Here is a 25,678-nt window from a genome sequence, read left to right on the forward strand (position 1 = left end):
ACTTTGCTTTTAAGTATTAATGACGAGCAATCTCAACCGCTGCGATGCTGCTACACTGACAATGGTGGCAGACGGCAGATTCAGAAAGGCAATCATAATGCGAAACCTCTTCCTCGCGCTGATCATTGTTATCAGTATCTTGTTCACGAACGAATCGCTCGCAGCAGAACCAACGGCTTCTGTAAAGTCTCCCGCGCGACCTAATATCATGGTGGTGCTCTGTGATGACCTGGGCTACGGCGATCTGGCCTGTTATGGTCATCCGGTGATTCAAAGTCCGAATATCGATCGCTTTGCCAAAGAAGGACTGAAGCTGACGAGTTGTTATGCAGCACATCCCAACTGTTCCCCTTCGCGAGCCGGCCTGATGACGGGCCGCACCCCCTTTCGCGTCGGCATCTACAACTGGATTCCCATGCTCTCTCCGATGCATGTCCGCAAACGTGAAATCACCATCGCGACGTTACTGCGACAGGCCGGTTACGCGACCTGCCATGTCGGCAAATGGCATCTCAATGGGATGTTCAACATGGTGGGACAGCCACAACCTTCCGATCACGGATTTGATCACTGGTTCTCCACGCAGAACAATGCCCTGCCCACTCACGAGAACCCGTTTAACTTCGTACGAAACGCCAGACCGGTCGGTCCGCTGCAGGGTTTCGCGTCGCAGCTGGTGGCAGATGAAGCAGAAGAATGGCTGACACAGCTGCGCGATAAAGAAAAACCGTTTTTCATGTTTGTCTGTTTTCATGAGCCCCACGAACCCATCGCCAGTGCCGAACGTTTTCGCAAACTTTATACCGCGCCCGAAGGTTCCACACTGCCCGCGCATCACGGGAACGTCACGCAGATGGACGACGCTTTTGGCCGCATCCTGAAAACACTGGATGACCAGAAACTGCGGGAGAATACACTGATCATCTTCACCAGCGACAACGGGCCGGCCATCACCCGGCGTCACCCGCACGGTTCTTCCGGACCACTGCGCGATAAAAAAGGCGCGACATATGAAGGGGGGATTCGTGTACCGGGTATTGTGCAATGGCCCGAGCATGTCCAGCCGGGAACCACCAGCGATGTTCCCGTATGTGGCGTGGATATCCTGCCGACGCTGTGTGCAGTCGCTGACATTCCTGCCCCGACCGATCGCGTGCTGGATGGCACGAATATACTACCGCTCCTGGAAGGAAAGCCAATCCTGCGGAAAAAGCCGTTATACTGGCAGTTCAATCGTGCCAAAAACGATGCCAAAGTCGCGCTCCGCGATGGCGAGTGGAAACTGCTGGCGAAGTTGAATGTGCCCAGTCCCAAACCGTCGGGCGGAATCACAACCGAAGAAATTGACGCCGTCAAAAATGCAAAGCTGGAAGGATTCGAACTGTATCACATCCAGAGCGATATCGCCGAGACCACCGACCGTGCGGAAAGCGAGCAGGAAATCCTGAAAAAGATGAAGCAGCAGATGCAGGCGATTTTTGATGAAGTTCAGGCGGAAGCCCCGCGCTGGCCTGCCTGGGAGTTCGCCCGCTACGAAGGGAAAATCCTCTCCGAATATTACCGAAAACAGGAAGAGGCAGAGAAACAGAAAAAGCAGAAGCAGCCTTGATCACAATTGAGACTGTTCTGATACCGGATAAAAAAACAGCCCGTTTCCAGTTTATAGAAACGGGCTGTTGTCTGTTTCAGAAACCTGTGTTAATGGTTGAACAGGAATTCGCGGCTGTTGCTGATGGCCCACATCACATCCTGGTAACCTTCGCGTTTATCTTTGGAGGTCTTCACGATCTGATCGCAGTTGGCCAGTTCCTGTTTCGTCGGATAACGGCTGAAGGCGGCCAGATACATTTCAGTAAAGACTTCATGATCGGGCGCCTTGGCTTTTAACAGCGATTCGATCCGTCCGTTTTTCGTCGCCAGTTTGGTGTTAATTAACGTGCCGTTAGCCACCTGCAGCACCTGTGCCAGGTTCGGCTGACTGGCGCGCTCGCATTCACAGGTAATCACACGCTTGGGACGACCCAGCGTATCCAGGAAGTACGAACTGTAATTCGGGTCCGGCAATTCAATCGCCCGGGTTCCCTGGGGAACACCGCGGAAGCGTTCCTGCGCTCCGGTCAGATCATCCAGCGCATCCAGCATGACTTCCGCCGGCAATCGCTTGACGTTGTAGTGTGTATAAAAACGGGTATTCGCCACATTCTGCGGCAACGGTTCAGACGAAAGCTGGTAGGTGCGGGAATTCATGATGACCCGCATCAGTTCTTTCAGGTTATAGCCTGAATCGACAAAATGATCGGCTAATGCATTCAGCAGTTCCGGGTTGGAAGCCGGGTTGGTTTCCCGCATGTCATCAATGGGTTCAATAAAGCCGGTGCCCATGTAATAAGACCAGAAACGGTTGACCATGTTCTTGGAGAACAGGCGATTTTCGGGAGAAGTAATCCAGCGCGCCAGAGGACGTCGGAAATCCCGATAGGAAGTGGTATCGATGGGCTCACCCATCAACGGTGTGGGCTCCATTGTTTTTTTCGTGCGTGGATGCCGGATCGATCCGCTGCTTTTCACTTTGACAACCGTATCCGCTCCCAGGGCCCCGAAATCGACGCTCCCTTTATTACCGACCCGCGTGAAGAAAGCAGCCAGGCTGTAATAGTCTTTCTGGCTGTAGACCTCGAAGGGGTGGTGATGGCACTTGGCACACTGCAGACGGACCCCCAGGAAAATCTGAGACGTGGCTTCTGCCAGGTCTTCCGGTTTGGATGCGATTTTAAAATAGTTGGCCGGACCGTTCTCATAAATAGAACCCTGCGCGGTGATGATTTCGTTGACGAATTCGTTGACCGGTTTATTTTCCCGCAGCGACTGGCGAATCCAGTTGGAGAAAGCCCACATCCCGCCATCACCCACTTTATTGCGGTTATTTCGCAGCAGGTCGCCCCACTTCATGCCCCAGTAGGCACTCCAGGGTTCCACATAAATGTCACGAGCCGGATCCCCGGTCAGGCCGAGTAATTCATCAATCAGCTGACTGCGTTTATCGGGGGCTTTTGAAGCCAGAAATGCTTTGACTTTTTCCGGTTTGGGCAGCGTTCCAATCGTATCGATAAAGGCACGACGGATGAAGACTTCGTCGCTGCACAGCGGCGACGGTTCCAGTCCCAGTTCGTTGAATCGTTGCTTCACCTGTTCATCGATGAAATTATTCGGCTGGAATTCCGCCAGATCGACTTCGTTTTTATAAGGTGAAATGACGGTCGAAATTTTTGCCTGTCCCATGTAACGTACCATGACAGCAGTCTGGCCAGCTCCGACAATTTCGACTTTTCCCCGCGGCGTGACCGTCGCGATATTTTCAATCAGGCTGTCATACTGTGCCCGTGCGGTCACATCCTGTTTCGTGCCATCACTGTATTCGGCGATGACGCGGAGCTGCTGGATGTCTCCCTGCTGATATCGCCGCGACATGGGGGTCAGCTGCATGCCGACCACCGTTGGTTCTTTGTCATCGATTTCAGTGACCGCTTCGGAAATCCAGGTTTCCAGAATACGATATTCATAAGAGTCTTTGGCAAAACGTCGACCGCCGCCATGCGCAATTTGCATGGAGGCTTTCTGCAGAATCAGACTGTTTTCCGGTTGCAGAATGGAAACGCGGCGCTGCCGGTCATCGCGGGCCATTTCCGGATAATCCTGTTCGGGAGCATAACCAAACAGGGAGAGCTTGAAGCCCCCTTTACCGAACTGACTGGCGTGACAGCCTCCCAGGCTGCAGCCCCCTTTGTTCAACACGGGGACCACGTCTTTGACGAAGCTGGCATTCTTGCCATTCGCGCGGGGTTTGACTTCCACGCTGATTTCTGATTTCTGCCCGGCATGAGCGACCTGAACCTTCCCCTTACCAAACGCCAGCGGACGTACGAGTCCTTCGGCATTCACTTCCAGCAGATCGGGAGTGAGGCTGGTAAAAGTAGACTGATGCGTCAGATCGCCAATGATCTTACCCTTCTCTTCGACGGGAACCTGGATCTGAAAATAATCCAGCAGCCCGTTGAGCACGATCTGTTGCGGCGCAACCTGCAGTTTTGTCTCTGCAGCAGGAGCGACATTCTGCAGCAGAACCGTAGCAAGAAACGCTGTGATCAGCAGGATTCGATGAGACATCAGATTTCTTTTCTTAAATGGTTTGCAGTCGAACATGAGATCAACTTTCTTGAGCGGGTCGCATTTCATCAGAGAAGATTCCTTAGGCAGTGAACCGGACTCACAGCACAAAATACGAAGTCGCAGAAAACCTTTTACAGGCAGGGTGGCAGGTTGAGTGTGGTTTCAGGTGGGAAGTTAATGGCTTAACATAAAACGCCATTTATACTTAAATATACTAATAAAATGACGCGAAAGCAAAAAAAACTCGCTGTTTTCATCATTTTTTCAGGCAGGCACGGACGCAAACAATAACTACCATGCTTACACTACTGTACGGAGAAGTCGTCCGCTTACTTCATTTTATCGTTCAATTTTGAAGCGATCAAGGAGTGATTTTTTTGATTGGCGAATTCCATCTTATTAATTTCCTGTCGGAAAGCCGATTTAATGTTTGCCTACCTTACATAAACGGTTACAATTATGATAGTTACTTAAGAAACCAACAACCCTGACAAAACATCCCTCCCTCATTAATTCCTGCAATATCAGGACCCTGCCACACTAAAGGAGTTTCCGATGCTGAAACTATTCCCGCAAAAGGTTTCGAACTGCGAAACTGGAAGCCGACGTCAATTTCTGTTGGAAGTTGGTGCGCTCAGTGCGTTTGGAATTACCCTGGATTCCCTGCTGCGTGGTCAGGCTCAAGCTTCTGAAAGCGAGTCTGCAGCGCTGACAGATCCTTCCAATGATACGAACTGTATTCTGATCTGGACTCGTGGCGGAACCAGCCACCACGATACCTTTGATCCCAAACCGAACGCATCGGCTGACGTACGTGGCGATTTTTCCGCCATCAGTACGGCTTTGCCCGGTTATCAGTTTACCGATCAGTTGCCACTGTTCGCGAAACATGCGAATGAGTTTTCCATCATGCGGAATCTGAATCCGCAGAACGGTTCGCACTCGACAGCGGACGCCTTCATGCTGTCCGGGCACAAATTCAATCCTTCGGTCACATACCCCTGCTACGGTGCGGTCATTGCCAAGACCAAAGGATTCAAAACCAACATTCCGCCTCACATTCAGATTGGTAACCATGTCGACCGTCGCTTTAACGGCGGCCTGGGCGGTTACCTGGGTCTGCAGTACAATCCGTTTGAAATTCCCGGCGATCCGAACGCGAAAAACTTTACCGTGCGTGATATCTCTCCGCCATCAGGGATTACCATCGACCGCATGAAACGTCGTCAACAGGCGTTGCAGGCGATTGATACGCTGCAGCGTCAGGCAGAGCATAATCAGAATTCGTTTGAAGCATCTGACGCGCATTATAAAAATGCATTCAGCATGATTACTTCGGCTGATACACAGAAAGCGTTTGACCTGAGCCAGGAATCAGACAAGACACGCGATGATTACGGCCGTCACTACCTGGGACAAAGCTGTCTGCTGGCCCGTCGTCTGATTGAATCGGGTTCGCGGTTTGTGACCGTCAGCAGTGGTGGCTGGGATACCCACACCAACAACTTCAAATCGCTGCGTGGTTCGCTGCCTCCGTTTGACCGGGCTCTGACCTCACTGGTTCTGGACCTCAAGCAGCGAGGTATGTTAAACAATACGCTGGTCGTCTGGCTGACCGACTTTGGCCGGACTCCAGTCATCAACTCGGCCGCTGGTCGCGACCACTGGTCGACCGCTTCCACCATGATGATGATCGGTGCGGGCACTCCCGCCGGTCAGATCGTCGGTGCCACCGATGAAACCGGTTCACGTCCGGTGGGCAAAGAATATTACCCCGCCGACGTCGCCGCGACGATTTACACCAAACTGGGTGTCAACCTGGATCATTACTTTGTTTCACCGGAAGATGGTCGTCCCCTGATCGTCTGCGACGGACAACCGATTCCTGAGCTGATGGGTTAATTCCCAGCGGCTTCACTCACCCGAAAACCAACAGTGACGGCCCCTGGGAACGTATGAGTCCAAGGGGCGTTACTGTTTTTCAGGCACACTTTTTGATCTAACCAGGACTGTTCGATGCGCTGCATACTTTACTCACTGCTGACCATAAGCCTGTTCGTTATCACTCCCGCGCGGCTCAAAGCCGCCGATGATAAGAAGACACCGCCGCCGGCGAAGATCGGTTTTCGGCAGCTGGTGACCTTCAAACCCGCGGCCGTCCAGCAGGGAGACAAGCGCAAGATTCAACTGCACTCCAGCTACACACTGGATAATACCCATTCCGTCTTCTTTGATCAGCCTGGTATCAAGATGACCTTTGCCGAGACGAAGCCCAAAGCGGCACCAAGGCGTGGTCGCGGGTCGGTGGGAACTCCCTTCGCGTTTGATATCGAAGTCCCGAAAGATCAAGCCGCACGCGTCTATGAATGCCGCGTGGCAACCGATCAGGCGGTCTCGAGTGTCACGCATCTGCTGGTCACACCCTACCCTGTCATCGAAGAAGAGGAAAAGAAAGACAACAACACGTTTGATACTGCGCAGGAAATCACGGTTCCCTCAACCGTCTGTGGTATCGTTGAGAGGACTGAAGACATGGACTGCTTTAAGTTCAAAGGGAAAAAGGGGCAGCAGATTACGCTGGAAGTGTATGCCCAGCGCGTGACGGAAGCCATTCACACCATGCAGACTTCCAATGTGTACCTGATGGATTCGATCCTGACATTGTATGGTCCACAGAAACAGATTATTGCCCAGAACGATAACTTCATCAAATCGGATTCGCTGATTTCTTTCAAATTGCCAGCCGATGGTGAATACGTCTTTGAAATCCGCGATACCCGCTATGTGGGAACCGGTAAATATGCCTACTGCGTGGAAGTCAGCGACAGTCCTTACGTAACACATACGATGCCGCTGGCGGTTCAGAAGGGAAAAGCAGCGGAAGTCGCTCTCGAAGGTTACGCCTTGCAGGGACATAACAAAGCCAGCTTCTCTGCGAAAGAGGCCAAAGAGACGGGCTGGGCCAAACGAACTTTTGAAACACCGGCCGGCAAGACCAACGCCGTCTGGACGCTGATCAGTGAGCATCCCCAGGCGGTTGCCGCTGATACGAATACTTCGATGAAAACCGCCTTTCCGCTGAAGTTCCCCATGGGAGTCAGTGGTCAGATCACGGAAGACGAACAGACTCAGTTCTTCTCCTTCAAAGCGAAAAAAGGGCAATACTATTCTTTCCAGTTGATGTCGAACCGCATTGATCTGCCTCTGGACTGCGTGATGGAAGTTCTCGACGCCAAAGGCAAAGCTAATCGGGTCTTTGTGAACGGCGGTGCGAATGTTGAAGCCGACGATGGACTGCAGATGAAAGACGTCGACTTTCACTTTCTGGCGCCTGCCGACGGCGAATACTTCGTCACACTCCGTGATCTACACGACCGGGGCGGCGATCGTTTTGCCTATCATCTGACGGCTGAACTGAGCGGCCCTGATTTTCAGGTCGGAGGCGAATTCTATTATGCACAAATTGCACCAGGGACCAACATGATGTGGTTCGCCCGCGTCAAACGACTGAATGGTTTTAACGGTCCGATTGAATTGAATATTGAAGGCCTGCCCAAGGGCGTCACCTTTGAACCGGTTACACTGCCGTCTGGAGTGAATGACTGTGGACTGATTTTGAAAGCAGCGAAAGATGCGCCCATCAACGCTTCGCTGGTGACCATCTCCGGCAAAGCCAAAGTAAAAGGCCCTGATGGCAAAGAGCAGGAAATCGTCCGCGCAGGTCGCATCACCTGTGAAATTCAGTCGCGTGGTGGCGGACAGGCACGCTGGCCGATCAACACGTCGATTGTGGGAGTCACGAAGCCGCTGGATATCCTGGAAGTCACCGCGACTCCCAGCGAAATCGTGTTGAAACCGGGTGAATCTGCTGAGATTAAAGTGAAGGTTAAACGCAGCGAAGCTTATAAAGATCCCATAGTACTGGCGACCGCCTTCGAGTATTTCAGTTCGAAATTCGGGCAGCAGTTACCGCCCGGCGTCACACTTTCCAAGAAAAGCAAAACCCGTCTGGCAGGCGAGACACTGGAAGGGACTTTGATTATCGAAGCCTCTAAAAAAGCAACACCTGTCAAACGCTTCCCGTTCGCTGCGATGGCACGGGTGGGAATCACTTTCTCGATTACCACCAATTACGCATCGAATGTGATTTATCTGACGATCACCGATGAGGACGGGAAAGACAAGCTGGCGAAAAAATAGGGATCGACTTCAACTCCACTCTCCCCTATTCTGGAAGTTATAAGTTCCTTCCTGCGCAGAAAGACCGAGATGGCCTGGAGAGATTTAAACATTCCCGATTCACAGTTAAGTCGAAGATTTCTCCTGCGCACGATGATCTTCTGCCTTAGTCTAAGCTGCCTTTCTGATGGCAACCTGGTTTCTGCCCAGAAACCCGGCCAAACAGAAAAAACAGCCCCGCCTCTGTATGAATTCACGTTTACTGACGATCAGAAACGGGAACAGACGATCGAAGCTGCCCAGATTCTGCAGGCGCAGGATGGGGGTGTGGTGATGTTGACCCGCGACGGCCGACTGTTGACGGCGACGCCCGAACAACTCAAAAGTAAACGCTCTCTGGACCGCGAGTTCACCCCCCTGGAAACCGGTGAACTGGAAAAGCAGCTCAAGGAAGAATTCGGCGATGATTTCACCGTCACGCAGACCAAACATTTTACGATCTGCAGCCAGGCGGGCAAACGTTATTCGCAGTGGTGCGGCTATCTGTTCGAACGTCTTTATATGGTCCTGCATAATTACTGGGATGACAAAGCACATCCACTGCATGAGCCGGAAGTGCCTTTAATCGCGGTCATCTTCAAGGATCGCGCGAACTTCGAACAGTACGCGAGCCAGATCCTGGGTGACGGTGCGGCTGCCACGCACGGCTTTTATTCAATTCAATCCAACCGGATGGTACTCTACGATCTGACCGCGGCCCCGAATGAGCGCCCAGCCTACACCGACGCCGACATTCTGTTCAAACTGCGAAAGTCGCCGTTCAATGTCGCCACCGTCATCCATGAATGCACACACCAGATCGCCTTTAATGTGGGTCTGCACACCCGCTTCGCCGACAACCCGCTCTGGCTGACCGAAGGCATGGCGACGTTTTTTGAAACCCCCGATCTCAAAAGCAAGACCGGCTGGCGCACCGTCGGCAAACCGAATCCCTGGCGACTGAGGCAGTTTCAGGATTACGCGCGTTCCCGCAGACCCGCCGACTCGCTGCAGACGCTGATTTCCTCGGACCAGCGGTTTCAGGATGCCGAGACCATCCTCGATACCTATGCGGAAGCGTGGGCCTTCTCTTACTTCCTGGTCAAAACCAGACGTCGGCAGTATGAAGAGTATCTGCGGCTGATCGCGGCCCGGCAGCCTTTAATCTGGTCCACTCCCGCAGAACGCATCAAAGACTTTCAGTCGGTCTTTGGGGAGGACCTGAACCAGCTCGATCAGCAATTTATCAGATACATGCGACAAATCAGCCGCTAAATGTGATTTTTCTCTTTGCAGTTTCTCTGTTTCCCAGTATCGTGCGCATACTCCGTTTGATGTCAGCGACGTTCTCAGGCGCGCCGGCCGAACGTCACGAACAGAATAAGTATCAATCCGCAAAGGGCATCTTTCATGTCAACTCCCCTGCAACCATCGGATGAGCAAGCCAAGGTCATCACAGGCTGCCTGTTGCTGCTGTCCATCATTGCACTGGCAGGTGTCTTTTATGTAACCCAGGCAGTTCTGGTCCCGTTTGTGATCGCCATTTTCATTGCGACCATCGTGACGCCGCTCGTCGACCTGCTGGTTCTGAAATGGAAAATGCCTCAAATCATCGCAATTTCCCTGACGCTGCTGCTGGTCTTATCGTTTGGCTTTTTGATCTGCATGACCCTGATCTATTCGACACAGCAGGTGATCTACAAAGCGGAAAACCAATACAGCGAAAAGTTCGGCATCTTTATCAATTCGGTATTCGAAGCCGCCAAAGAAGCCGATGATCTGCCCGTACGCAAACTGGAAGAAGACACAAAGGAACCGCAGCCTGAGACCCCCGATCAGAAAGAGGCCCCCCCCGAAGCGCCGCCCACAGTAATCGTTGATGACGGGGAAGCAGTGGCTGCCGAAAAGCCGGAAATCGGCTGGTTCCAGAAAATGGGCATTGACCTGGATACGCTCAAAAAAGCGACAATGGACTACATGCGAAACTCTTTAAAATCGATTGCCGTCAGCACCATGCAGTCAGCATTGAACTTCACCACGACCTCCTTTTTCGTGGCCATCTTCGTGATCTTTCTGCTGGCAGGACGCGACCCGAATGCCGTTGTCAAAAATGAAATCTACTTTGAAATCGAGCAGAAGATTCGCAGCTACATTTCGACCAAGCTCGTCTTGTCATTGATCACAGGTACCCTGGTCGGCGTGACGTTGAAACTGTTTGGGCTGGAACTCGCTCTGGTATTTGCCATCCTGACCTTTCTGCTGAATTTCATTCCATCTGTCGGTTCGGTGATCGCAACCTTGCTCCCGATTCCGGTTGCGTTTGCCCAGTTCTCAGACAGCCCGTGGACGATTGCCGGCGTGATCCTGATTCCCGGCGGGATTCAAATGGCCATCGGGAACGGCATTGAACCGAAACTGATGGGCGAAGGCCTGCAGTTGCACCCGGTGACCGTCCTGCTGGCATTGTCCTTCTGGACTCTGCTGTGGGGTCCCATCGGTGCAATTCTGGCCGTTCCCATCACCGCGGCAATCCGGATTGTCCTGATGCGATTTGAATCTGGACGGACTGCTGGCAACCTGCTGGCCGGCATCCTGCCCGGTGGATCGACAACCGTGGCGTGAGGAAGGTGATGCCTGCTCACATTTGTTCTACCACGAAAAACATGAAACCACACGAAAGCAAAAAGGGTGGTGGGTGTGTTATTAACCGTAGAATGGATTGATTAGCCGCAGAGCGTTAGCTCCGGTTGTCTCCCAATCTGCAGTAACTGCGTCTAAGACCGTACAGCTCATGCAAAATAAAGGGTAAGCCCCGGATGTAATCCGGGGTTGTCACAGACAACAGGAAACTGTCAGAGTAATCGCACAACCAGGTTTCAAGTTTCCAATCTGCCCTGAAGTAGGTGCGGCTTGCTTCTTAGGGAAGAGTGAGTAGCAATGAGAACGAAACAAGGCAAACCAGATAAATGTAAATATTGCGATTCAACTCGGATTATCCCCGGAGTTAATGGGTCTCCATCGGATAACGAAATTTATACCCTCAAATTACAAGATAAAATTGCCCTTATAGGATGTTTTGAAATAATTAAAGGGTGTGCAATATGGGCCTGTGCAGATTGTGGTGAATGGGTTCAAGACGAAGCCTATCTTTATGATGAATCGAACAGTGAACTCATACAGGCTTATGAAGATGCGGTTAAAAACGCCGTTGACAATCTTGAGGTGCTAAGTGAAACGGAAATGAGAAAACTGATTGGTTTTCGTTTCTTACGTTCATACTCACGGGAATATCTGGATGATAGAATTTTCGAGCTAGTGAAGACTACAGAATCATTTTTAATTAAGACCGCTGACGGTACAAAACATGAGTTTGTCAGTAATTCCCTCATTCCCATCGACTATTTTGGAATGATGGACGATTACCTTGGCGAAGAAGGCACTAAAGAGTTTGCAGTTTGGATCCACAAGAAAGAACGTGAGGCGGTTGCAACTCGGGTCGCCTCTGGCAAAATCCAAGTAAAACGAAAAGATATCGCCAGCTCTGAGGGACAGAGTCCGTGAGAAAGCGATCAGCAACATGGAGAGCGTACCGAACTAAGATACGTAACCGTGCCGAGCGCAGCGAGCAGGAGGTGGCAGCTACCCGGTTCGTTCCAGAAGCAGACGTCCTATACTTTCCCGGCACGGCCGGACGAGCCGGACCGTGGCACACTGGAAACCTCTGTCATGTGGTTGTAATCCCAAGCATATCAGACGTCCGTGTGCCACCGCTCGGCTTGACCGACGGTACTGATGCAACATCAAAGAAACTCACCCGGGGCGGCCGCTTAATATACGGTCATGGTATTAGAGACTTCCGTTCCCGGACCGACGTCGATGTCGCCGGAAACCAGGTTGTCGGTGATTTGAATCTGCTGGCCACCAGTGACGCGGATTGCGAAGTTTTTCTCGCCTTCGGTGATCAGGCAGTCGGAGATGCGGGACTGCTTGACGTTTGACAGCAGAATGCCGCCGTTCTGACACTGGCGAATCGAACAGTTTGTGATGTTCATTCGCGCACAGTTCTCCAGGATCAGACCGGCGGGAACATTCCGGGTCGCCAGGATATTCAGCGCATTAAGCGTGCAGTCGGTGCAGTCTTTGAAGACGTTCGCGTCTTTGGTTTTCGCCCGGTAATCCGGGTTGCGATCCAGCAGATTGGAGCCGAGCACAATGTGAGACGAATCTTCCACCAGCAGATTGTGTTCGTACGCCTGCCAGAGGGTATTGCCGGTGATTGTGACGCCCCGCGCATGTTTGAGGTGAATATTGACGGCGACATCACTCATCGAATTGTCGGCAATTGCGAAATTTCCTACCTTGCGGGGGTCTTCGGGACCGTTTCCGATAAACCGCACGTTCGCGGAATCGGGTGCGTTATTCGTGTGTTGAATGGTACAACCAAAGATCGCTCCTTCACGGAGTGAGCCTTTCGAGATATCAAACAGAATGTTGGCCGTGGGCTCTGTTTCCTCTCCCATGTTACCTTCAATGTCACAGTTGCCGATCTGAATATTGCGGATCTCACTCTCGCGAACCACAATTCCGCCCTGCTTGTTGTAGCTGATATGCGAGTCGGAAATGTTGATCTGATGCAGGTTCAGCTGATCGAGATAAATGCCGACTCCCTCGTTCTCGTAAAGGTGACAGTCATCGATGGACACGTTGCGATTCCGCTCATGCAGGCGAATCCCATGCAGGGCCTTCCGCACCACGAGCCGCGTGATCGTCAGCTGCATCGTTTTGATCGCCTCCACGCCGATGGCCTTGGGGTGTTTACCGACAATTTCAATGCCGTCCACCATCGGCGTCCGCTCCTTGTCCCATACTGCTGGCTGAAACGTTTTAGGGCTCGCGGTTCCGTTATGGGTACCGATAAATCGAAACGCGGGCCCCTCGCCTTCCATCAGAATCGTCGCTGTTCCATCACCGGAAATCGAAGTCGGGCCGACTTTGGCTAAATCAATCACGACCGGCTTCGTGAAACGATATTGGCCCGTCGGAAACCGAAGTACCCCGACCGATTCATCAACCAGTTTCTGAATGGCAGCCGTGTCATCAGTTTTGCCATCTCCGACGACGCCAAAATCTGATATCTTGACATTTTGTGCATATCTTACATATTTAATTTTCTTCGGCAGTTTCACCAATGGCTGAGATGCTTCGTGATGATTCAAGAACAGCCCCGTTAATACGAGTGTGATCACACCGAGCGGGATGAGCGTTTTCAGTTTCATGGCATCAACTTTCAATGCAGGTTTTTCTGGCAGGAGATCGCCGACAATGCGGACGGCCCGATAATTTAAGGAAGCTTATAAATGAGTCTACGTAACAGCGCTGTCAGGTTCAACTGACATGCCAGTGAAACGCAGCAGGTCTTCCGGGCAACGCAGGCAGCAGCTTACTGATGATACACGGGCCGCGGTTCATCGCCGGCGATGATTTTCAAATAGCTCTGGTAACGCTGACGGGAAATAAAATCATGGGCGACGGCGCGTTTCACGCCGCAATCGGCTTCATGCGTGTGCGAGCAATCCGGAAAACGGCACTGGGTCACAAACGGGATGAAGTCGCGGAAAAAGCCTTCGACTTCCTCAGGGATCACATCCCACAGCTCCAGCTGACGAATTCCCGGAGTGTCGACCACCCAGCCACCGGAGGCGATTTCGAGCAGCAATGCAGAACGGGTTGTGTGCCGCCCCTTGCGGTTTTCCTGGCTGATCTCCGCCGTCTCCAGCGAAAGCCGTTCGTCGACCTGATTCAGCAGCGATGACTTTCCCACGCCACTCTGCCCGGAAAAGACACTCTGTTTGCCTTTGAGCAGGGACCGCAGTCGCGGAATGCCGGTTCCATCCACGACGCTGGTCAACACGATATCATATCCCATCTGTGCATACACGCCGATCAAAGGCTGAAAGGCGACCGGGTCAACCAGATCAATTTTGTTAATACAGATGATGGAGTGAATGTTACCTTTTTCCGAACTGATCAGGAAGCGGTCGATCAGCGAGGGCTTGAGCGGTGGATCGTCGGCTGAGACCACAATTACCGCCTGGTCGATGTTGCTGACGAGGATGTGTTCACGGCGTTTACTGCCTCGCGAAAGGTAGGAGCGGCGGGGTTCGACGCGTTCAATCACTGCCTGGTGCTCATCCCCTTCAGGGCGAATCAGCACATGATCGCCCGCGACGACAGCATTACGGTCATCGCGGGACATGGTTCTGACGAGCCGCCGGATGGTACATTCGTAGCGGCTGCCATCTTCCACCTGTACGACCGAGTTCAAGCCCTGCGAACGAATCACCCGGCCTGGAATGCAGTTCTGCTCATCAATGTCGATGACGATCTCGGTGCCATCTTCGGTCTCATGCTCGACCCCCATGACGGTGCGATGGCGGGTGAGATCTCCTTTACCCGTCAGTCGCTCGCTGGTATCCCTGTACTGTGAATCGACCTGCTCGTCCATCTGGTGGCTGGCGAGTTTATTCTTCCGAACCTTTTTCTGCCGGTTCTTTTTGAACGCAACCCGGATTTTTTTCCCTTTTTTCTTAGCCACTACAGTTCTGGTTCCATCGCCTGCTGATCATAATTCATGCGGAATCGTCCTGCTCATCATCCCCATCAATGAGAAACTTCAAACCGAGTTCATCATCGGTCATCTGAGATTCGTCTTCCGGAAGCTCGATCTTGGCAGGCTTCTTTGCCGATGGTGCCAGCGGGCGTTCCGGACGTTTTTCCCGTTTGACAAGTCCCGCTTTTTCCATCAGGCTCATTTCGAACGGGTTCTCTTCTTCCGGCGGCGGTTCATCGGACTGGGGTGTATAGTTGATTTCATAATCGTGTTTGGCAATCGAGAGCTTATCTCCTGGCAGCAGCCACTTCATATCACAGCGGTCGCCGTTCACTTTGATCCCGTTGCGACTGTTCATATCACGGACGCGCCAGTAGCCATTAAGGAATTCCAGCTGGCAGTGATGCGATGAGATATTGGGAAACTGCAGCGTGATATCGCATTTACTGCGGCGGCCAATCAATAACACTTCAGACAGCAGCGGAATCGGGTCGCCGCCTCCACACGGGTTCAGTTCACCTAACATTCTGACTTCCTGGTGCCTCTATAATGTATTGTTTACCAAAAGATCATGAATTGCCCGCATGACTTTAATCTATACTGCTGGTCACACATTATAAAGTCTTTCTCTTCAGAAAAGTCAGATTTTGGGGATAGTTCAGGGGGACAACTTGCTCTATACTGGAAGATTCAATAGCGGGAGTCGGCTGAGTGGTCGCTGCGGATTCTTCGGAATCCGTGGAGGAAAGTCCGGGCTCCACAGGGCACGGTGGTGGGTAACGCCCACCGTCCGCGAGGACAGGGAAAGTGCAACAGAAAGTAAACCGCCGGGCCAGTTCGCTGGCCAGGTAAGGGTGAAACGGTGCGGTAAGAGCGCACCAGCAGACCGGGTGACCGGTCTGGCTAGGTAAACCCCACCGGGTGCAAGACCAAGCAGGGAGCAGTTCTGGTTCGCCAGAACACGGATCGGCCCGATCCGTTACGACTTCCGGGTCGGTCGCGCGAGGCTGCAGGCAACTGCGGTCCCAGATAAATGGCCACTCTCGACATAACCCGGCTTACAGGCTTGCTCCCGCTTATTGATTTTCCCTGCAACGCTCACCCGCAACATCACTTCGACAACACGCCCGTCGACCACATGTAGTCATATTGATTGTAATAAATTCTACAATATTGCACTTTTGACAACACGCCAGATCATTACCACGACACAATGATATTTTTTATGTCTATACTGGATATAGACTTAGGGCCTTTCCGCATTTTTATGGCACGGTAGCTGCAATAGTACTCTTTCATCAACAACAAGTGAATCACTTGAAAACAAAAAAGCCACTTTAAAAAATTCGAAACCATTAAAGGAGATAATGATGAAAAACTTCACACTCGCAATCGCAGCTATGGCAGCCGTTACTTTGATCAGCAGCACTTCATTTGCTGCCACTCCGTTCTGCGGCACCAGCAGCTACTACAACTCAAAATATGACACACGTTACAATTCCACAGCCAGCCGAAACTGGAATAACAACTCCTATTCAAGCTACAACAGCAGCTACCTGAATAGCCGGCCGTTGTTCACTCCCTACAATCCTGCTGTGAATCGTTACAACAGTACTTACACCGGGCTGTTCAACACATACCGTCCTGTGTCGAATTACACCTCGTCTTACTACAACAACAAGTACAGTAACTACAAAACCAACTACAAGTACAACAATGATCGTCACGATCGTTTTGACAATGATCGCCACGACCGACATGACCACGATCGTTACGACTATAAAAACAACTGGCGTCACAATCGCTAGGTCGAAATGAAAAAGGTAAACCATCCCTCTCTGGTCGGGTTCTGCCCGGCCAGGGGTTTTTAATAAATCATGCATGCAAAACGGACCCGCGCCAATCTGGTTGCGGGTCCGTTTCTGTTTTCCAGGCGTACGATCAAGTAGCTCTCTGAATCTGATAGCGCATAAAAAAAGACTCCGAGCTGATTTGCTCGGAGTCTTTTTTATTCAATGCCCAAGAGAGGATTCGAACCTCCACATCCATTACAGATACTAGAACCTGAATCTAGCGCGTCTGCCAATTCCGCCACTTGGGCCTGGTTGTTTTTCGTATCCCTTTTTAAAACAAGCTTTTACGTCGATTTTATTGCATCGAAATCAGAGCCTGCCACAGGGAAGCAGGTATAGTAAAGACTTTCCTCCCTTTTTTCCAGTCATAGATACGCGAAATTTCTCATATCGTGGTTGAGGGATCTTAACCCGAATAATCCCTGTAAACTGAGGTTTTTCGCATCAACAGAGTCTGTTAGACTTCGCATCCCTCTCTTATCTCATCTGAATCCTTGTCGCCGAATAATTCCATGCAGTCGAATCCAGGACTTTTTACGTTCCTGATCTTCATGTTGGCACCCACCCTGGGATGGACGCAAGACCACTTGCCCCTGGCCAATGCGGCCACCGCTGCGCGTATCAGAGTGAGTGATCCCCAGGAAACACAGACTTACTTTGGCGATTCTCAACCAGAAACAGCATCAGATACGCGCTACGCCACCATTGATGAGGCTACGGGCCCATTTGTCCCTCCCGAACCTGGTACGGCGTCACTCGATCCCATCGTTCAGCCACTACCGGAATACACAGACCTGTCGAGCAGTGAAGAAGCGCGTTTCGCCAGCCCGTTTTCTACCGATTCGAGCCAATTTGATATCGGGCTGAACCTCTACTCGGCCCCGCCATTTGCAGGCGGACTGATCGTATTCGGCCCGAATGTTGCCATGAAGATTGGTGGTTTTGTGAAAGCCGATTTCATTTATGATTTTAATCCGATTGACTCGACGGATTCTTTTGTGACCACCAGCATACCCGTCGACGCTCCGCCGCGTACCAATTCACGGTTTCACGCCCGTCAATCGCGGCTGAGTTTTGACACGCGCTGGTTATCAGATGACAGAGTGATCCGAATTTATGTGGAAGGCGACTTCTTCAGCGAGGATGACCAGTTTCGGCTCCGACAAGCCTTCGGTGAAGTCGGATCCCTGCTGGTCGGACGCACCTGGACGACATTCACTGACGTTGCTGCGGCGCCCGCCACACTCGATTTTGAAGGGTCGGTATCGAACGTCAATCGACGACAGGCGCAAGCCCGCTGGACGCAAATGATCTTTCACGAGGACCTGAAGCTGGCGCTCGCTGTTGAGGATACACGATTTATCATCGATACTCCTACTGGCATTACGGGCGAATCGCGGAGCCCGTCACCTGACTTCGTAGGACACTTACGGCTGGACCGGGAACGAGCTCAAATTCAAGTCGCCAGCCTGTTTCGTGTTGTCGGCTTTCAGCCAACGGGACAGCCCGTGATTACGAGATCTGCCTGGGGGCTGAACTTCACCGGAGTTTACCTCGTCACTGAGACGACCAAGGTTTATTCACAAATCCTGTTTGGCGAAGGAATCGGCAGCTATCGTGATCTTCCGGATGCGGCGCCGACCGCAGTCGACCAGGGCGGATTACTGCCTATGTTTGGCTGGATGATCGGTGCGACTCATAACTGGAATGAATCGCTCAGTTCCAACTTTACGTATGCACAAAACGATCTCGGTACCACCGCATTTCAAAACCCCAACGACGTTGACCAGACGACCTATCTGTCTGCCAATTTAATCTGGAGCCCGCTGGAACGTGTTAAGGTCGGTGTGGAATATCTGTATGGGACGCGAACGAACGTCAACGGTGCCATGGGAGACGCACATCGGCTCCAGGCATCTTTCATCTTCGACCTGCCTTGACGCTTGCACCGCGTTGACTGTCATACCTCACGCGTCTTACAGCCAGAGTACATCGCATTTAACCATAGCGTCTCTCAATCTATTATACTCGGTCCAAATGGCACTCGAGACACTACAGTAAAACGGGACACAGCCTAATACAGAATCGGGTTTCCCATACGAGCTCGGCACGGCCGGGCGAGCCGGTCCGTGGCACACGGTAACCTGCATAGAAATTTCAATGTGCCCTGATAGATCAGACGCCCGTGTGCCACCGCTCGGCTTGACCGACGGTGCTGATGCAACACCAGAGAAAGACTCCCCTTCACTCAAAAAGTAGAGCGGGTAGCCCCGGATACAATCCGGGGTTGTCGCAGACAACAGGAAACTGTCAGTGAAATTGTACAATGAAGTTTCAGGTCACCCACCTGTCATGCAACAGGGGCGGTACACACCAGTTTCACCCGGCAATGCAAACCGATGAAACGCTCGAACGGAATTTTCTACCACGAAAAACACGAAATGACACGAAAACAAAACAGCGGGTGAGCACGGATGCAATCCGCGCCGAGCGCAGCGAGCAAGAGGTCCCAGCTGCCGCGTTCCAGAGCGCATCACATTTCACTATAGCGTCGTTGCCAGACCATGATGATATAAGAAACAGTAGCCAATCACCGTTTACGGATGGGGATGTTCTTCCAGAGTTAGACCTGGAAGGTCTCATGTTCGTCAGTTTGTGTATTGCCGGCGTTCTCCCATGTAATGAGCCCCCGTTTTTGCATGCGGGCAAAGGCCTGGTTCAGACGATCAGCAACAAAGCAAACTTTCAGGACTGCTGCTCTTTCCCTGTCAGCTGTTTTTCATGCTTCATGACCCAATTATACTGCTCGGGAGTATCCGGCACCGTGACGCGTCGCTGTTTTGAGATTAACTCGAATGCCTCTGATGTCGTCAGGCCGTGCTGCAGCAATATGCCCGCCGCCGTCATCCCGGCCCGCCCGATGCCCGCGCGGCAATGTACGACAGTATGACTTCCTGTCAGAATACCCTGATACAGGGTCCGGGTGAAGTCCGCAAACTCTTCGATGGACGCAGGCAGACAACGGTCTGCGATGGGATACGATGTAAACAACATGCCGTGCTGTACTGCGAGTTGAGGTTCCTCTTCCAGGCCGACTTCGATGCTTTCCTCGTGTTCCAGTAACGAGACAATATGTGAAATTCCCAGCCGCGCGATCCCGGCGAATTCGTCTTCAATCCATTCCCCGGGAACCGGCCTGGCCATCACCGACAGCGAGCCGGCGCCGATCGTCTGGATGGGGTAGATGGATGGTTGGAACATTAGCTTGCCTGTCTCATTAATCAAAATCACTAACCACGATATCCCGTACCCGGAACCCGACGTTCAAATTCGTCGCACAACCAGGTTTCCTGTACCTGACGTTCGAAATGATCGTGAATGTGAAAGAACTCCTCTTTCGACTTCACCTGCAGATATTCCTGTTTCAGATTCCGGAAGCACATCATACAACCAAACACACCATTTCCGTAGGGGCTATAGTCGGAATAAAGACAGTTGATACAAGCCTGGATAAAGAGTCCATCCGGCAATTGCTTCTGGATCTTCAGCAATTTATCTTCCATATCCTCCAACCTTCCGGAAGAGACATATTTAATAGCTTTGTATTCCAGAGCAATCTGAAATCCCTCTTTATCAATTCCCCCACGGTCGTTTGGCTTACCCAATTCAAAATGAACTGAAAGATCAACTTTGATCAGTTGATTTCGATCATTGACTAATACAGGAATTATGAACTCAAAATCACAGTCAACCAGACTGTCCTGATGAATTAGAAAACGATCCGGCAGGCCAACTGATTGCACCGGTTCCATGTCGTCGAACATTTTTCCCACAAATTCCCAGCCATCCAGATCAACACGGATGTCTGAACCATCGTTGGTCATGGTGCCGACGATGGTGCCTGTGCGGTCGGTGTAATGAAAAGGGCGCGGTTCCAGTGTCGGTTTTCCCGTCGGTTGATTCACTTCTGTTTCTTTCTCAACAGGTACTGCAGAAAGGAAGTAATGCCGGCGAATTTATATTCGGGGTCGACATATTTTTCGATGACGTAAAACATAAAGTAATACAGGCGGGCGGCGGACCAGATCACGAGCAGCAGTAACAATGTGATCTGCCACGAACGCGTCTGGGCAATGATCAGCCCTGCAGCAAACAGCAGGATCACCAGAAACAGAAAGCCCTTGAGATAGATCAGACGTTTGCTTTTAAGATCGGCCATGCTTGTTGGGACTGAGTCTTAGGGGAAGATAATCTTATAAAGTTCTATTAATTCTAAAATCCCTTTTAATTAACTCAAGCTAACCAATTCATCATTAGATTCAAACAGCACACCGCAAACGGGCCAGAATTTTGCCTCGAATAGCTCATATTTATTTAAGATAAGTGGAGGATGCGGATCGATAGGGTTGGGGCTAATCAGGATACATTGAGATGCCTGATGAAAGACCCTTTTAATCACACGACCGACACCATTCACGGATGTATCAATAACAGCTAGGTCACCATTTCGTATCTCACTAAAACTTGCCACATGGTCTTTTTCGATTAATACTTTTTGACCTGCACGGGCAATTGGATCAAGGCTATTTCCAGATACGGATACACTTGCAAGTTTTTTAAACCAATCACCTTTGAAGATTCCATGAGGCTGCCATTCACTTAACCGGTCATTTTGTGGTGATTTCGGCTTAGTATTTGGTTCATAAAGTACCCCAATTATTTTTCGTGGAGTGGATTCAGTTTTTAACTCTTGGATATTAACTGTGGGATCAACTGAATTTATTGACTGAAGGGACCAGATATCACCATTAGACCAAATCCTTCTGAGCAATCTGTCGCCAGTTGTAGTAGTTGCTGCCACTAGATCACCATCATCACAAGATATGTCTTCTTCAGCTAATAAAACCCACTGGCCAAGACGAGCGACTGGATCTAAAGAATTTGAGGACACGAGTACTGCAGATCCAATTGGAATAAACATATCAATGGGATTCTCGCTGAAATCTACTTCCCAGTGTTCTCCTTTAGCAGCAGCTTGCCCATAACATTTTATTCTTATAGGCTGGCTCCAAAAAGACGTTTCTGGTAAGCCAGCAAAATTACTCAAGGAAGTGTTAATAACAGCTTTTTTGCGACGATGTTCATATTCTTTTTCAAGTCTCTTCAGTTCTTCTTTAAATTCTTTGTCGCATTCAATCAATTGATCAAGACAATCTCTTATCATTTCGTTTGTGACATTGGGCTGCGTTTCATGATGCGATCCAGGGTTTAATACGTTGGTAACTCTGGTGTCTTGTAGCCTTTGTATAATGGATTTATTCCATTTGCTGGCGAGATGGCCGCTATTAGAAATGGATTTGTACGAATCTACTGAATTTGAAAAGCTATTTTGTCTATAAAATGAATTTGGTGCATATGTTTCGATTGTCCTTAATAATTCTTCACAATACATTCGTAGCTGGTTTGGGACATTATCAGGAGAATTTTCCATTTCTTCGATTGCCCGTTTTAGCCTTTCACCCGGACGCCTACTTATTTGGCGAGGCCAAGATCTATCATTTAATTGATAGACATTGCCATCAACAAAATCAGATCTACAGCTATTTAGATAGTGTTTTTGGTGAGTGGCAATTATGAATTGAAAGAGTTTCATTTTGGGTTTCAGAATATCTCTGGACCACCTCTCTCGGTGACTATCATCAAGTGAAAGAATAGGATCATCCATGATCGAAAAACCGATTCCTTTAGGATGATTGTCTAAGAGTGCAAAATAAAACGCCAATGCAACAGAGCGTTGAAGCCCTGCATTTCCGAAAAACTGTCCTGGAACTTCATAAGCTTCATTCTTCGTTAGGAATGCCGTTACACTTTTAGCATGACCTTTTCCAACTGTGAGCTTGGCAGGAGTGAGGCCGCTAGATGATTCGGGGTACATGATTTTCCAAATATCAATGGTTTTAGACTGAATTTCACCAAAAGTAATCTCAACCTCGTTTTCTGCGAATTTTTTTATATTTTTCAAAGTGTCAAGAGGGGATTTTAATTCCTCTAAAAGTTTTAATGCATTTTCTTTTTCTGAGATTTCAACGCGTTTTTTATATGCACATCGAAGTATGTTGAGAATATCTTTAAGAGGCTTTATTTCTCTAGCAGTTTTTTTCCCAACCGAAATATTATTTAGTAGAGACTCTGTATGTTCTTCTGAACTAGAGGTGATTAAAGATTGGATACTGGTTTTCGTTCCCTCAAGATTTATTGAACTCCAATCTAAATATGCGATTGATGTTCTTATATCTTCAATCTTTTGAATAAAAGCAGATGCGTATTCAGCAAACTCAGGTTCAACTCCATCGGGTAATATTTGTATTGGTTCGTTTTTCTCAATTTGAAGTTGACTTGCCATCCCTTCAATATGTGGATTAAATTTTTGTACTAGTGGAGAAAAAGCACTAGGCAAACTACTCTCGGCGAGTTTTTGCCAATCATTATTTAACCGCTCTACTGGAGAACTTTTGGCAAGGTTGCTTACCGATGTCGGAATGATTGCGTCTAGCTCATCGCATAGTTCTCTAAAAAAACTCTTAATTTCTTTTTTGAGTTCCGCATCGTGTGATTTAAGCCTTTCCAATTCATCTTTCACTGGGGAAGAACTGATAGACTGCTCACAAACAGGACAAATTTCTGAATTTGGGTCATAGTAGCCTGCTGCAATTAATAACAGAGTTGCATTACTTGCAGGTCGTACTTCAGATTGCCACCATTTCCATCTGTTTATAATTCTCTCTATAACTGGATGGAGGAATTCATTGAATTGCTTGCAGATGGCTTGAAAACTCTCAAGACTGGAGCAATCATCTGAAGAGGGAAATAATTCATCGATCCTAAGTGCGCCTAAACCAGGAAAAATGGTCCACACATTCTGTTCCAATAAGTTAATAGCTCCTGTGAGAATCTCAGCATAATCAATTTTATTTTCTGATTCTTCTTCATGGGACAGCCCAAGCAGGTTAGCTAAATAGCTTTGTGAATCCTTTACGAGATTAGATAACTGCTTTCCCACAGTGTCAATCTGATCTAAAGTAGCTTCTGATTTGATCCTTAAAGGTTTGATGATTTCTAATATATTCTCTGATACGAGGGGTTTTTCTGAAATCGCTTGTAGTTTTTCCGTTAACTCACTCCATTCTTTGTCAATACTATTTGTTTCTTTAGTTACCAATGATGTACGGTTTCTGGCAATCTTACTTGCTAAGTCACCTAAAATTATTAGGTCATCATATCCAAGCATGAGACTGAGTAAGCTTTTTGTATCTGGTGCATCTTCGACAGAAAAACGACCGAATACAGTTGGAGCTAATAACGACAATTGTAAATCAAGAGAATGAATTCCAAACTGTTCTAGGTTAGAGCAGTTTTTCCAGTCTGTTTCGTCTGAGCTATGTTCGAGACCATTCGAAATTGATCGGCGTAAATGTAATTCATGCTGTCTATCTTGAGATATTAACTTGACCTGAGCAAAACACTCTTGCTCCGTGGTTTTTGTTATGTTCCCTTCGGGGAGAGTCGCAACAACTGGCCAGTCAGTGATTTTACTGCCTTTACTACCCGAGTTAGAAATTGCATGAACTGGAGCTGTTTCACTCGTGTCATTAGCATCGCTTATAGCTGATCCAGTTAAAACCCAAATAACGGCTCCAAGCAAGCTTGTTTTACCACTTCCATTGGGACCATAAATAAGATTTGACTTGGTATCAAAAGAAAAGTGGACTTTTTCACCAGCAGGAGCGATTCCTCTGAAAGATTTGCATGTAAGATCTGCTAATAAATACGACCGCTTTGCAGGAATTTCTAAGTCAACTTCAGCCAGTGGCTGCAATTCATCTTTTATCCTATTTTCATCACTCTTTTCGACCGCTTCTTTTGCAATCAGATAACTGCTGCGAACATCAGAAGCTAAAGATTCCCCAGTCTTATTTGAAATAGCATCTTTATCTTCTATTATGATTCGCAGTATTAACTTTTCAGAGGGGGAGAGAGGACCTAACGAAACCTTTCCTGAAGTGATGTTACTTCCATCTAACAGCTTATTGATTACATTCTGGCTCTGAAGATTTAATGACATAAGCTGGACTTCTCACATACAGATAAACAAACGGCCCCTTGTGAACACGTTAGTCTACCGAATGTAAAAGAGAAATCAAAATATGTTCATCATAATCATTCTATTATTGCAGTCTTTATTTACCTCAATGCCTGTTTGGGTTCTCACAAGAATTGTTAATGTGTATGCGACCTTTGAAATCTGTATGCAGGGTGAGTGGAAATTTCCGAGTATTTCGACTGAAGAAAATTGGAACCTCTCTTCACAATTGTCTGTGAAAGCTGCGACCTCCTGCTCGCTGCGCTCGGCCCGAATTATATTCGGGCCCACCCATTTTTTCTTTCGTGTGGTTTCGTGCCTTTTCGTGGTAGAAAATTCAATTCGAACGTTTCATCGGTTCCCATTGTGTGGTGAAACTGGTTTGTACCTCGCCAGGCGGGCAGACAGGTTGGGTGTGGCCCTTACGGCTGGGCAGGTCGGTTACATGAAATCTGGTTGTGCGATTGTTCTGACAGTTTCCTGTTGTCTGCGACAACCCCGGATTACATCCGGGGCTACCCGATCTACTTTTTGAGTGATGGGGAGTCTTTCTCTGGTGTTGCATCAGCACCGTCGGTCAAGCCGAGCGGTGGCACACGAGCGTCTGATCTATCAGGGCACATTGAATTTTCTATGCAGGTTACCATGTGCCACGGACCGGCTCATCCGGCCGTGCCGAGATAGTATGGG

General features: G+C 49.6%; 16 protein-coding genes, 1 tRNA gene and 1 other RNA gene. 9 read left to right on the top strand and 9 right to left on the bottom strand.

Annotation, left to right across the window (positions count from 1 at the left end):
* The first annotated feature begins 97 nt into the window (after positions 1-97).
* Positions 98-1,609 (top strand): sulfatase-like hydrolase/transferase, encoded by a 1,512-nt coding sequence (locus tag GmarT_RS27955; protein ID WP_002645411.1) that lies wholly within the window; start codon positions 98-100, stop codon positions 1,607-1,609.
* A gap of 89 nt (positions 1,610-1,698) precedes the next feature.
* Here the strand turns inward: GmarT_RS27955 and GmarT_RS27960 are convergent, their stop codons facing one another.
* Positions 1,699-4,164, bottom strand: a complete 2,466-nt coding sequence (locus GmarT_RS27960) for a DUF1549 domain-containing protein (RefSeq protein WP_187782323.1) — start codon at positions 4,162-4,164, stop codon at positions 1,699-1,701.
* Positions 4,165-4,722: 558 nt separating this feature from the next.
* Here GmarT_RS27960 and GmarT_RS27965 point away from each other — a divergent pair.
* The 5 genes from GmarT_RS27965 to GmarT_RS27985 all read left to right on the top strand — a co-directional run bounded on the left by GmarT_RS27965 (position 4,723) and on the right by GmarT_RS27985 (position 11,946).
* A complete protein-coding gene (locus GmarT_RS27965) occupies positions 4,723-6,069 on the top strand; it encodes a DUF1501 domain-containing protein (protein WP_002645408.1) in 1,347 nt (448 codons plus the stop codon).
* Positions 6,070-6,183: 114 nt separating this feature from the next.
* Entirely contained in the window at positions 6,184-8,367 is a 2,184-nt protein-coding gene (locus GmarT_RS27970; protein ID WP_002645407.1) for a hypothetical protein, read from the top strand.
* A 69-nt stretch (positions 8,368-8,436) separates the two neighbouring features.
* Positions 8,437-9,660 (top strand): DUF1570 domain-containing protein, encoded by a 1,224-nt coding sequence (locus tag GmarT_RS27975; RefSeq protein WP_002645406.1) that lies wholly within the window; start codon positions 8,437-8,439, stop codon positions 9,658-9,660.
* A 135-nt stretch (positions 9,661-9,795) separates the two neighbouring features.
* A complete protein-coding gene (locus tag GmarT_RS27980) occupies positions 9,796-11,007 on the top strand; it encodes an AI-2E family transporter (protein WP_002645405.1) in 1,212 nt (403 codons plus the stop codon).
* 315 nt (positions 11,008-11,322) lie between these two features.
* Positions 11,323-11,946 (top strand): hypothetical protein, encoded by a 624-nt coding sequence (locus tag GmarT_RS27985; RefSeq protein WP_002645404.1) that lies wholly within the window; start codon positions 11,323-11,325, stop codon positions 11,944-11,946.
* Positions 11,947-12,212: 266 nt separating this feature from the next.
* Here GmarT_RS27985 and GmarT_RS27990 read toward each other — a convergent pair whose 3' ends face one another.
* The 3 genes from GmarT_RS27990 to GmarT_RS28000 all read right to left on the bottom strand — a co-directional run bounded on the left by GmarT_RS27990 (position 12,213) and on the right by GmarT_RS28000 (position 15,521).
* Positions 12,213-13,661 (bottom strand): right-handed parallel beta-helix repeat-containing protein, encoded by a 1,449-nt coding sequence (locus tag GmarT_RS27990; protein ID WP_149303516.1) that lies wholly within the window; start codon positions 13,659-13,661, stop codon positions 12,213-12,215.
* A 164-nt stretch (positions 13,662-13,825) separates the two neighbouring features.
* Positions 13,826-14,980: a ribosome small subunit-dependent GTPase A gene (gene rsgA, locus GmarT_RS27995; RefSeq protein WP_002645402.1), complete on the bottom strand. Its 1,155-nt coding sequence runs from the start codon at positions 14,978-14,980 to the stop codon at positions 13,826-13,828.
* Positions 14,981-15,014: 34 nt separating this feature from the next.
* On the bottom strand, positions 15,015-15,521 hold the full coding sequence (locus GmarT_RS28000) for an FHA domain-containing protein (protein ID WP_002645401.1): 507 nt from the start codon (positions 15,519-15,521) through the stop codon (positions 15,015-15,017).
* A gap of 173 nt (positions 15,522-15,694) precedes the next feature.
* Between GmarT_RS28000 and rnpB the strand changes: the two genes are divergently transcribed.
* An RNA gene (rnpB, locus tag GmarT_RS28005) (RNase P RNA component class A) lies at positions 15,695-16,072 on the top strand.
* A gap of 293 nt (positions 16,073-16,365) precedes the next feature.
* Positions 16,366-16,803: a hypothetical protein gene (locus GmarT_RS28010; RefSeq protein WP_002645399.1), complete on the top strand. Its 438-nt coding sequence runs from the start codon at positions 16,366-16,368 to the stop codon at positions 16,801-16,803.
* A 208-nt stretch (positions 16,804-17,011) separates the two neighbouring features.
* Here GmarT_RS28010 and GmarT_RS28015 read toward each other — a convergent pair.
* Positions 17,012-17,096, bottom strand: a tRNA-Leu gene (locus GmarT_RS28015).
* Between the two features lie 264 nt (positions 17,097-17,360).
* On the opposite strand from GmarT_RS28015, the gene GmarT_RS28020 reads away from it, so the two are divergent.
* Positions 17,361-18,788 carry a DcaP family trimeric outer membrane transporter gene (locus GmarT_RS28020; RefSeq protein ID WP_002645398.1) on the top strand — a complete coding sequence of 476 codons (1,428 nt, stop codon included), beginning with the start codon at positions 17,361-17,363 and terminating at the stop codon, positions 18,786-18,788.
* An 805-nt stretch (positions 18,789-19,593) separates the two neighbouring features.
* Here GmarT_RS28020 and GmarT_RS28025 read toward each other — a convergent pair.
* From GmarT_RS28025 to GmarT_RS28040, 4 genes are all read right to left on the bottom strand, one after another.
* A complete protein-coding gene (locus GmarT_RS28025; protein WP_002645397.1) occupies positions 19,594-20,109 on the bottom strand; it encodes a protein-tyrosine phosphatase family protein in 516 nt (171 codons plus the stop codon).
* 29 nt (positions 20,110-20,138) lie between these two features.
* Positions 20,139-20,813 (bottom strand): DUF6304 family protein, encoded by a 675-nt coding sequence (locus tag GmarT_RS28030; RefSeq protein WP_002645396.1) that lies wholly within the window; start codon positions 20,811-20,813, stop codon positions 20,139-20,141.
* Positions 20,810-21,067, bottom strand: coding sequence for a hypothetical protein (locus GmarT_RS28035; protein ID WP_002645395.1), 258 nt, complete (start codon positions 21,065-21,067; stop codon positions 20,810-20,812). Before GmarT_RS28035 ends, GmarT_RS28030 begins: the two co-directional genes overlap by 4 nt.
* A 69-nt stretch (positions 21,068-21,136) precedes the next feature.
* On the bottom strand, positions 21,137-24,970 hold the full coding sequence (locus GmarT_RS28040; protein WP_002645394.1) for an AAA family ATPase: 3,834 nt from the start codon (positions 24,968-24,970) through the stop codon (positions 21,137-21,139).
* Between the last annotated feature and the right edge of the window lie 708 nt (positions 24,971-25,678).

The sequence above is a fragment of the Gimesia maris genome (genome assembly GCF_008298035.1).
GTDB lineage: Bacteria > Planctomycetota > Planctomycetia > Planctomycetales > Planctomycetaceae > Gimesia > Gimesia maris.

Excerpts from the sequence above, each read along its gene's own strand:
- GmarT_RS27955 (WP_002645411.1), top strand. The coding sequence starts at position 98 with ATGCGAAACCTCTTCCTCGCGCTGATCATTGTTATCAGTATCTTGTTC.
- GmarT_RS27980 (WP_002645405.1), top strand. The coding sequence starts at position 9,796 with ATGTCAACTCCCCTGCAACCATCGGATGAGCAAGCCAAGGTCATCACA.
- GmarT_RS28035 (WP_002645395.1), bottom strand. The coding sequence starts at position 21,067 with ATGGCCGATCTTAAAAGCAAACGTCTGATCTATCTCAAGGGCTTTCTG.
- GmarT_RS27975 (WP_002645406.1), top strand. The coding sequence starts at position 8,437 with ATGGCCTGGAGAGATTTAAACATTCCCGATTCACAGTTAAGTCGAAGA.
- GmarT_RS27990 (WP_149303516.1), bottom strand. The coding sequence starts at position 13,661 with ATGAAACTGAAAACGCTCATCCCGCTCGGTGTGATCACACTCGTATTA.
- GmarT_RS28010 (WP_002645399.1), top strand. The coding sequence starts at position 16,366 with ATGAAAAACTTCACACTCGCAATCGCAGCTATGGCAGCCGTTACTTTG.
- GmarT_RS27960 (WP_187782323.1), bottom strand. The coding sequence starts at position 4,164 with ATGTCTCATCGAATCCTGCTGATCACAGCGTTTCTTGCTACGGTTCTG.
- GmarT_RS28025 (WP_002645397.1), bottom strand. The coding sequence starts at position 20,109 with ATGTTCCAACCATCCATCTACCCCATCCAGACGATCGGCGCCGGCTCG.
- GmarT_RS28020 (WP_002645398.1), top strand. The coding sequence starts at position 17,361 with ATGCAGTCGAATCCAGGACTTTTTACGTTCCTGATCTTCATGTTGGCA.
- GmarT_RS28000 (WP_002645401.1), bottom strand. The coding sequence starts at position 15,521 with ATGTTAGGTGAACTGAACCCGTGTGGAGGCGGCGACCCGATTCCGCTG.
- GmarT_RS28040 (WP_002645394.1), bottom strand. The coding sequence starts at position 24,970 with ATGTCATTAAATCTTCAGAGCCAGAATGTAATCAATAAGCTGTTAGAT.
- GmarT_RS27970 (WP_002645407.1), top strand. The coding sequence starts at position 6,184 with ATGCGCTGCATACTTTACTCACTGCTGACCATAAGCCTGTTCGTTATC.
- GmarT_RS27965 (WP_002645408.1), top strand. The coding sequence starts at position 4,723 with ATGCTGAAACTATTCCCGCAAAAGGTTTCGAACTGCGAAACTGGAAGC.
- GmarT_RS27985 (WP_002645404.1), top strand. The coding sequence starts at position 11,323 with ATGAGAACGAAACAAGGCAAACCAGATAAATGTAAATATTGCGATTCA.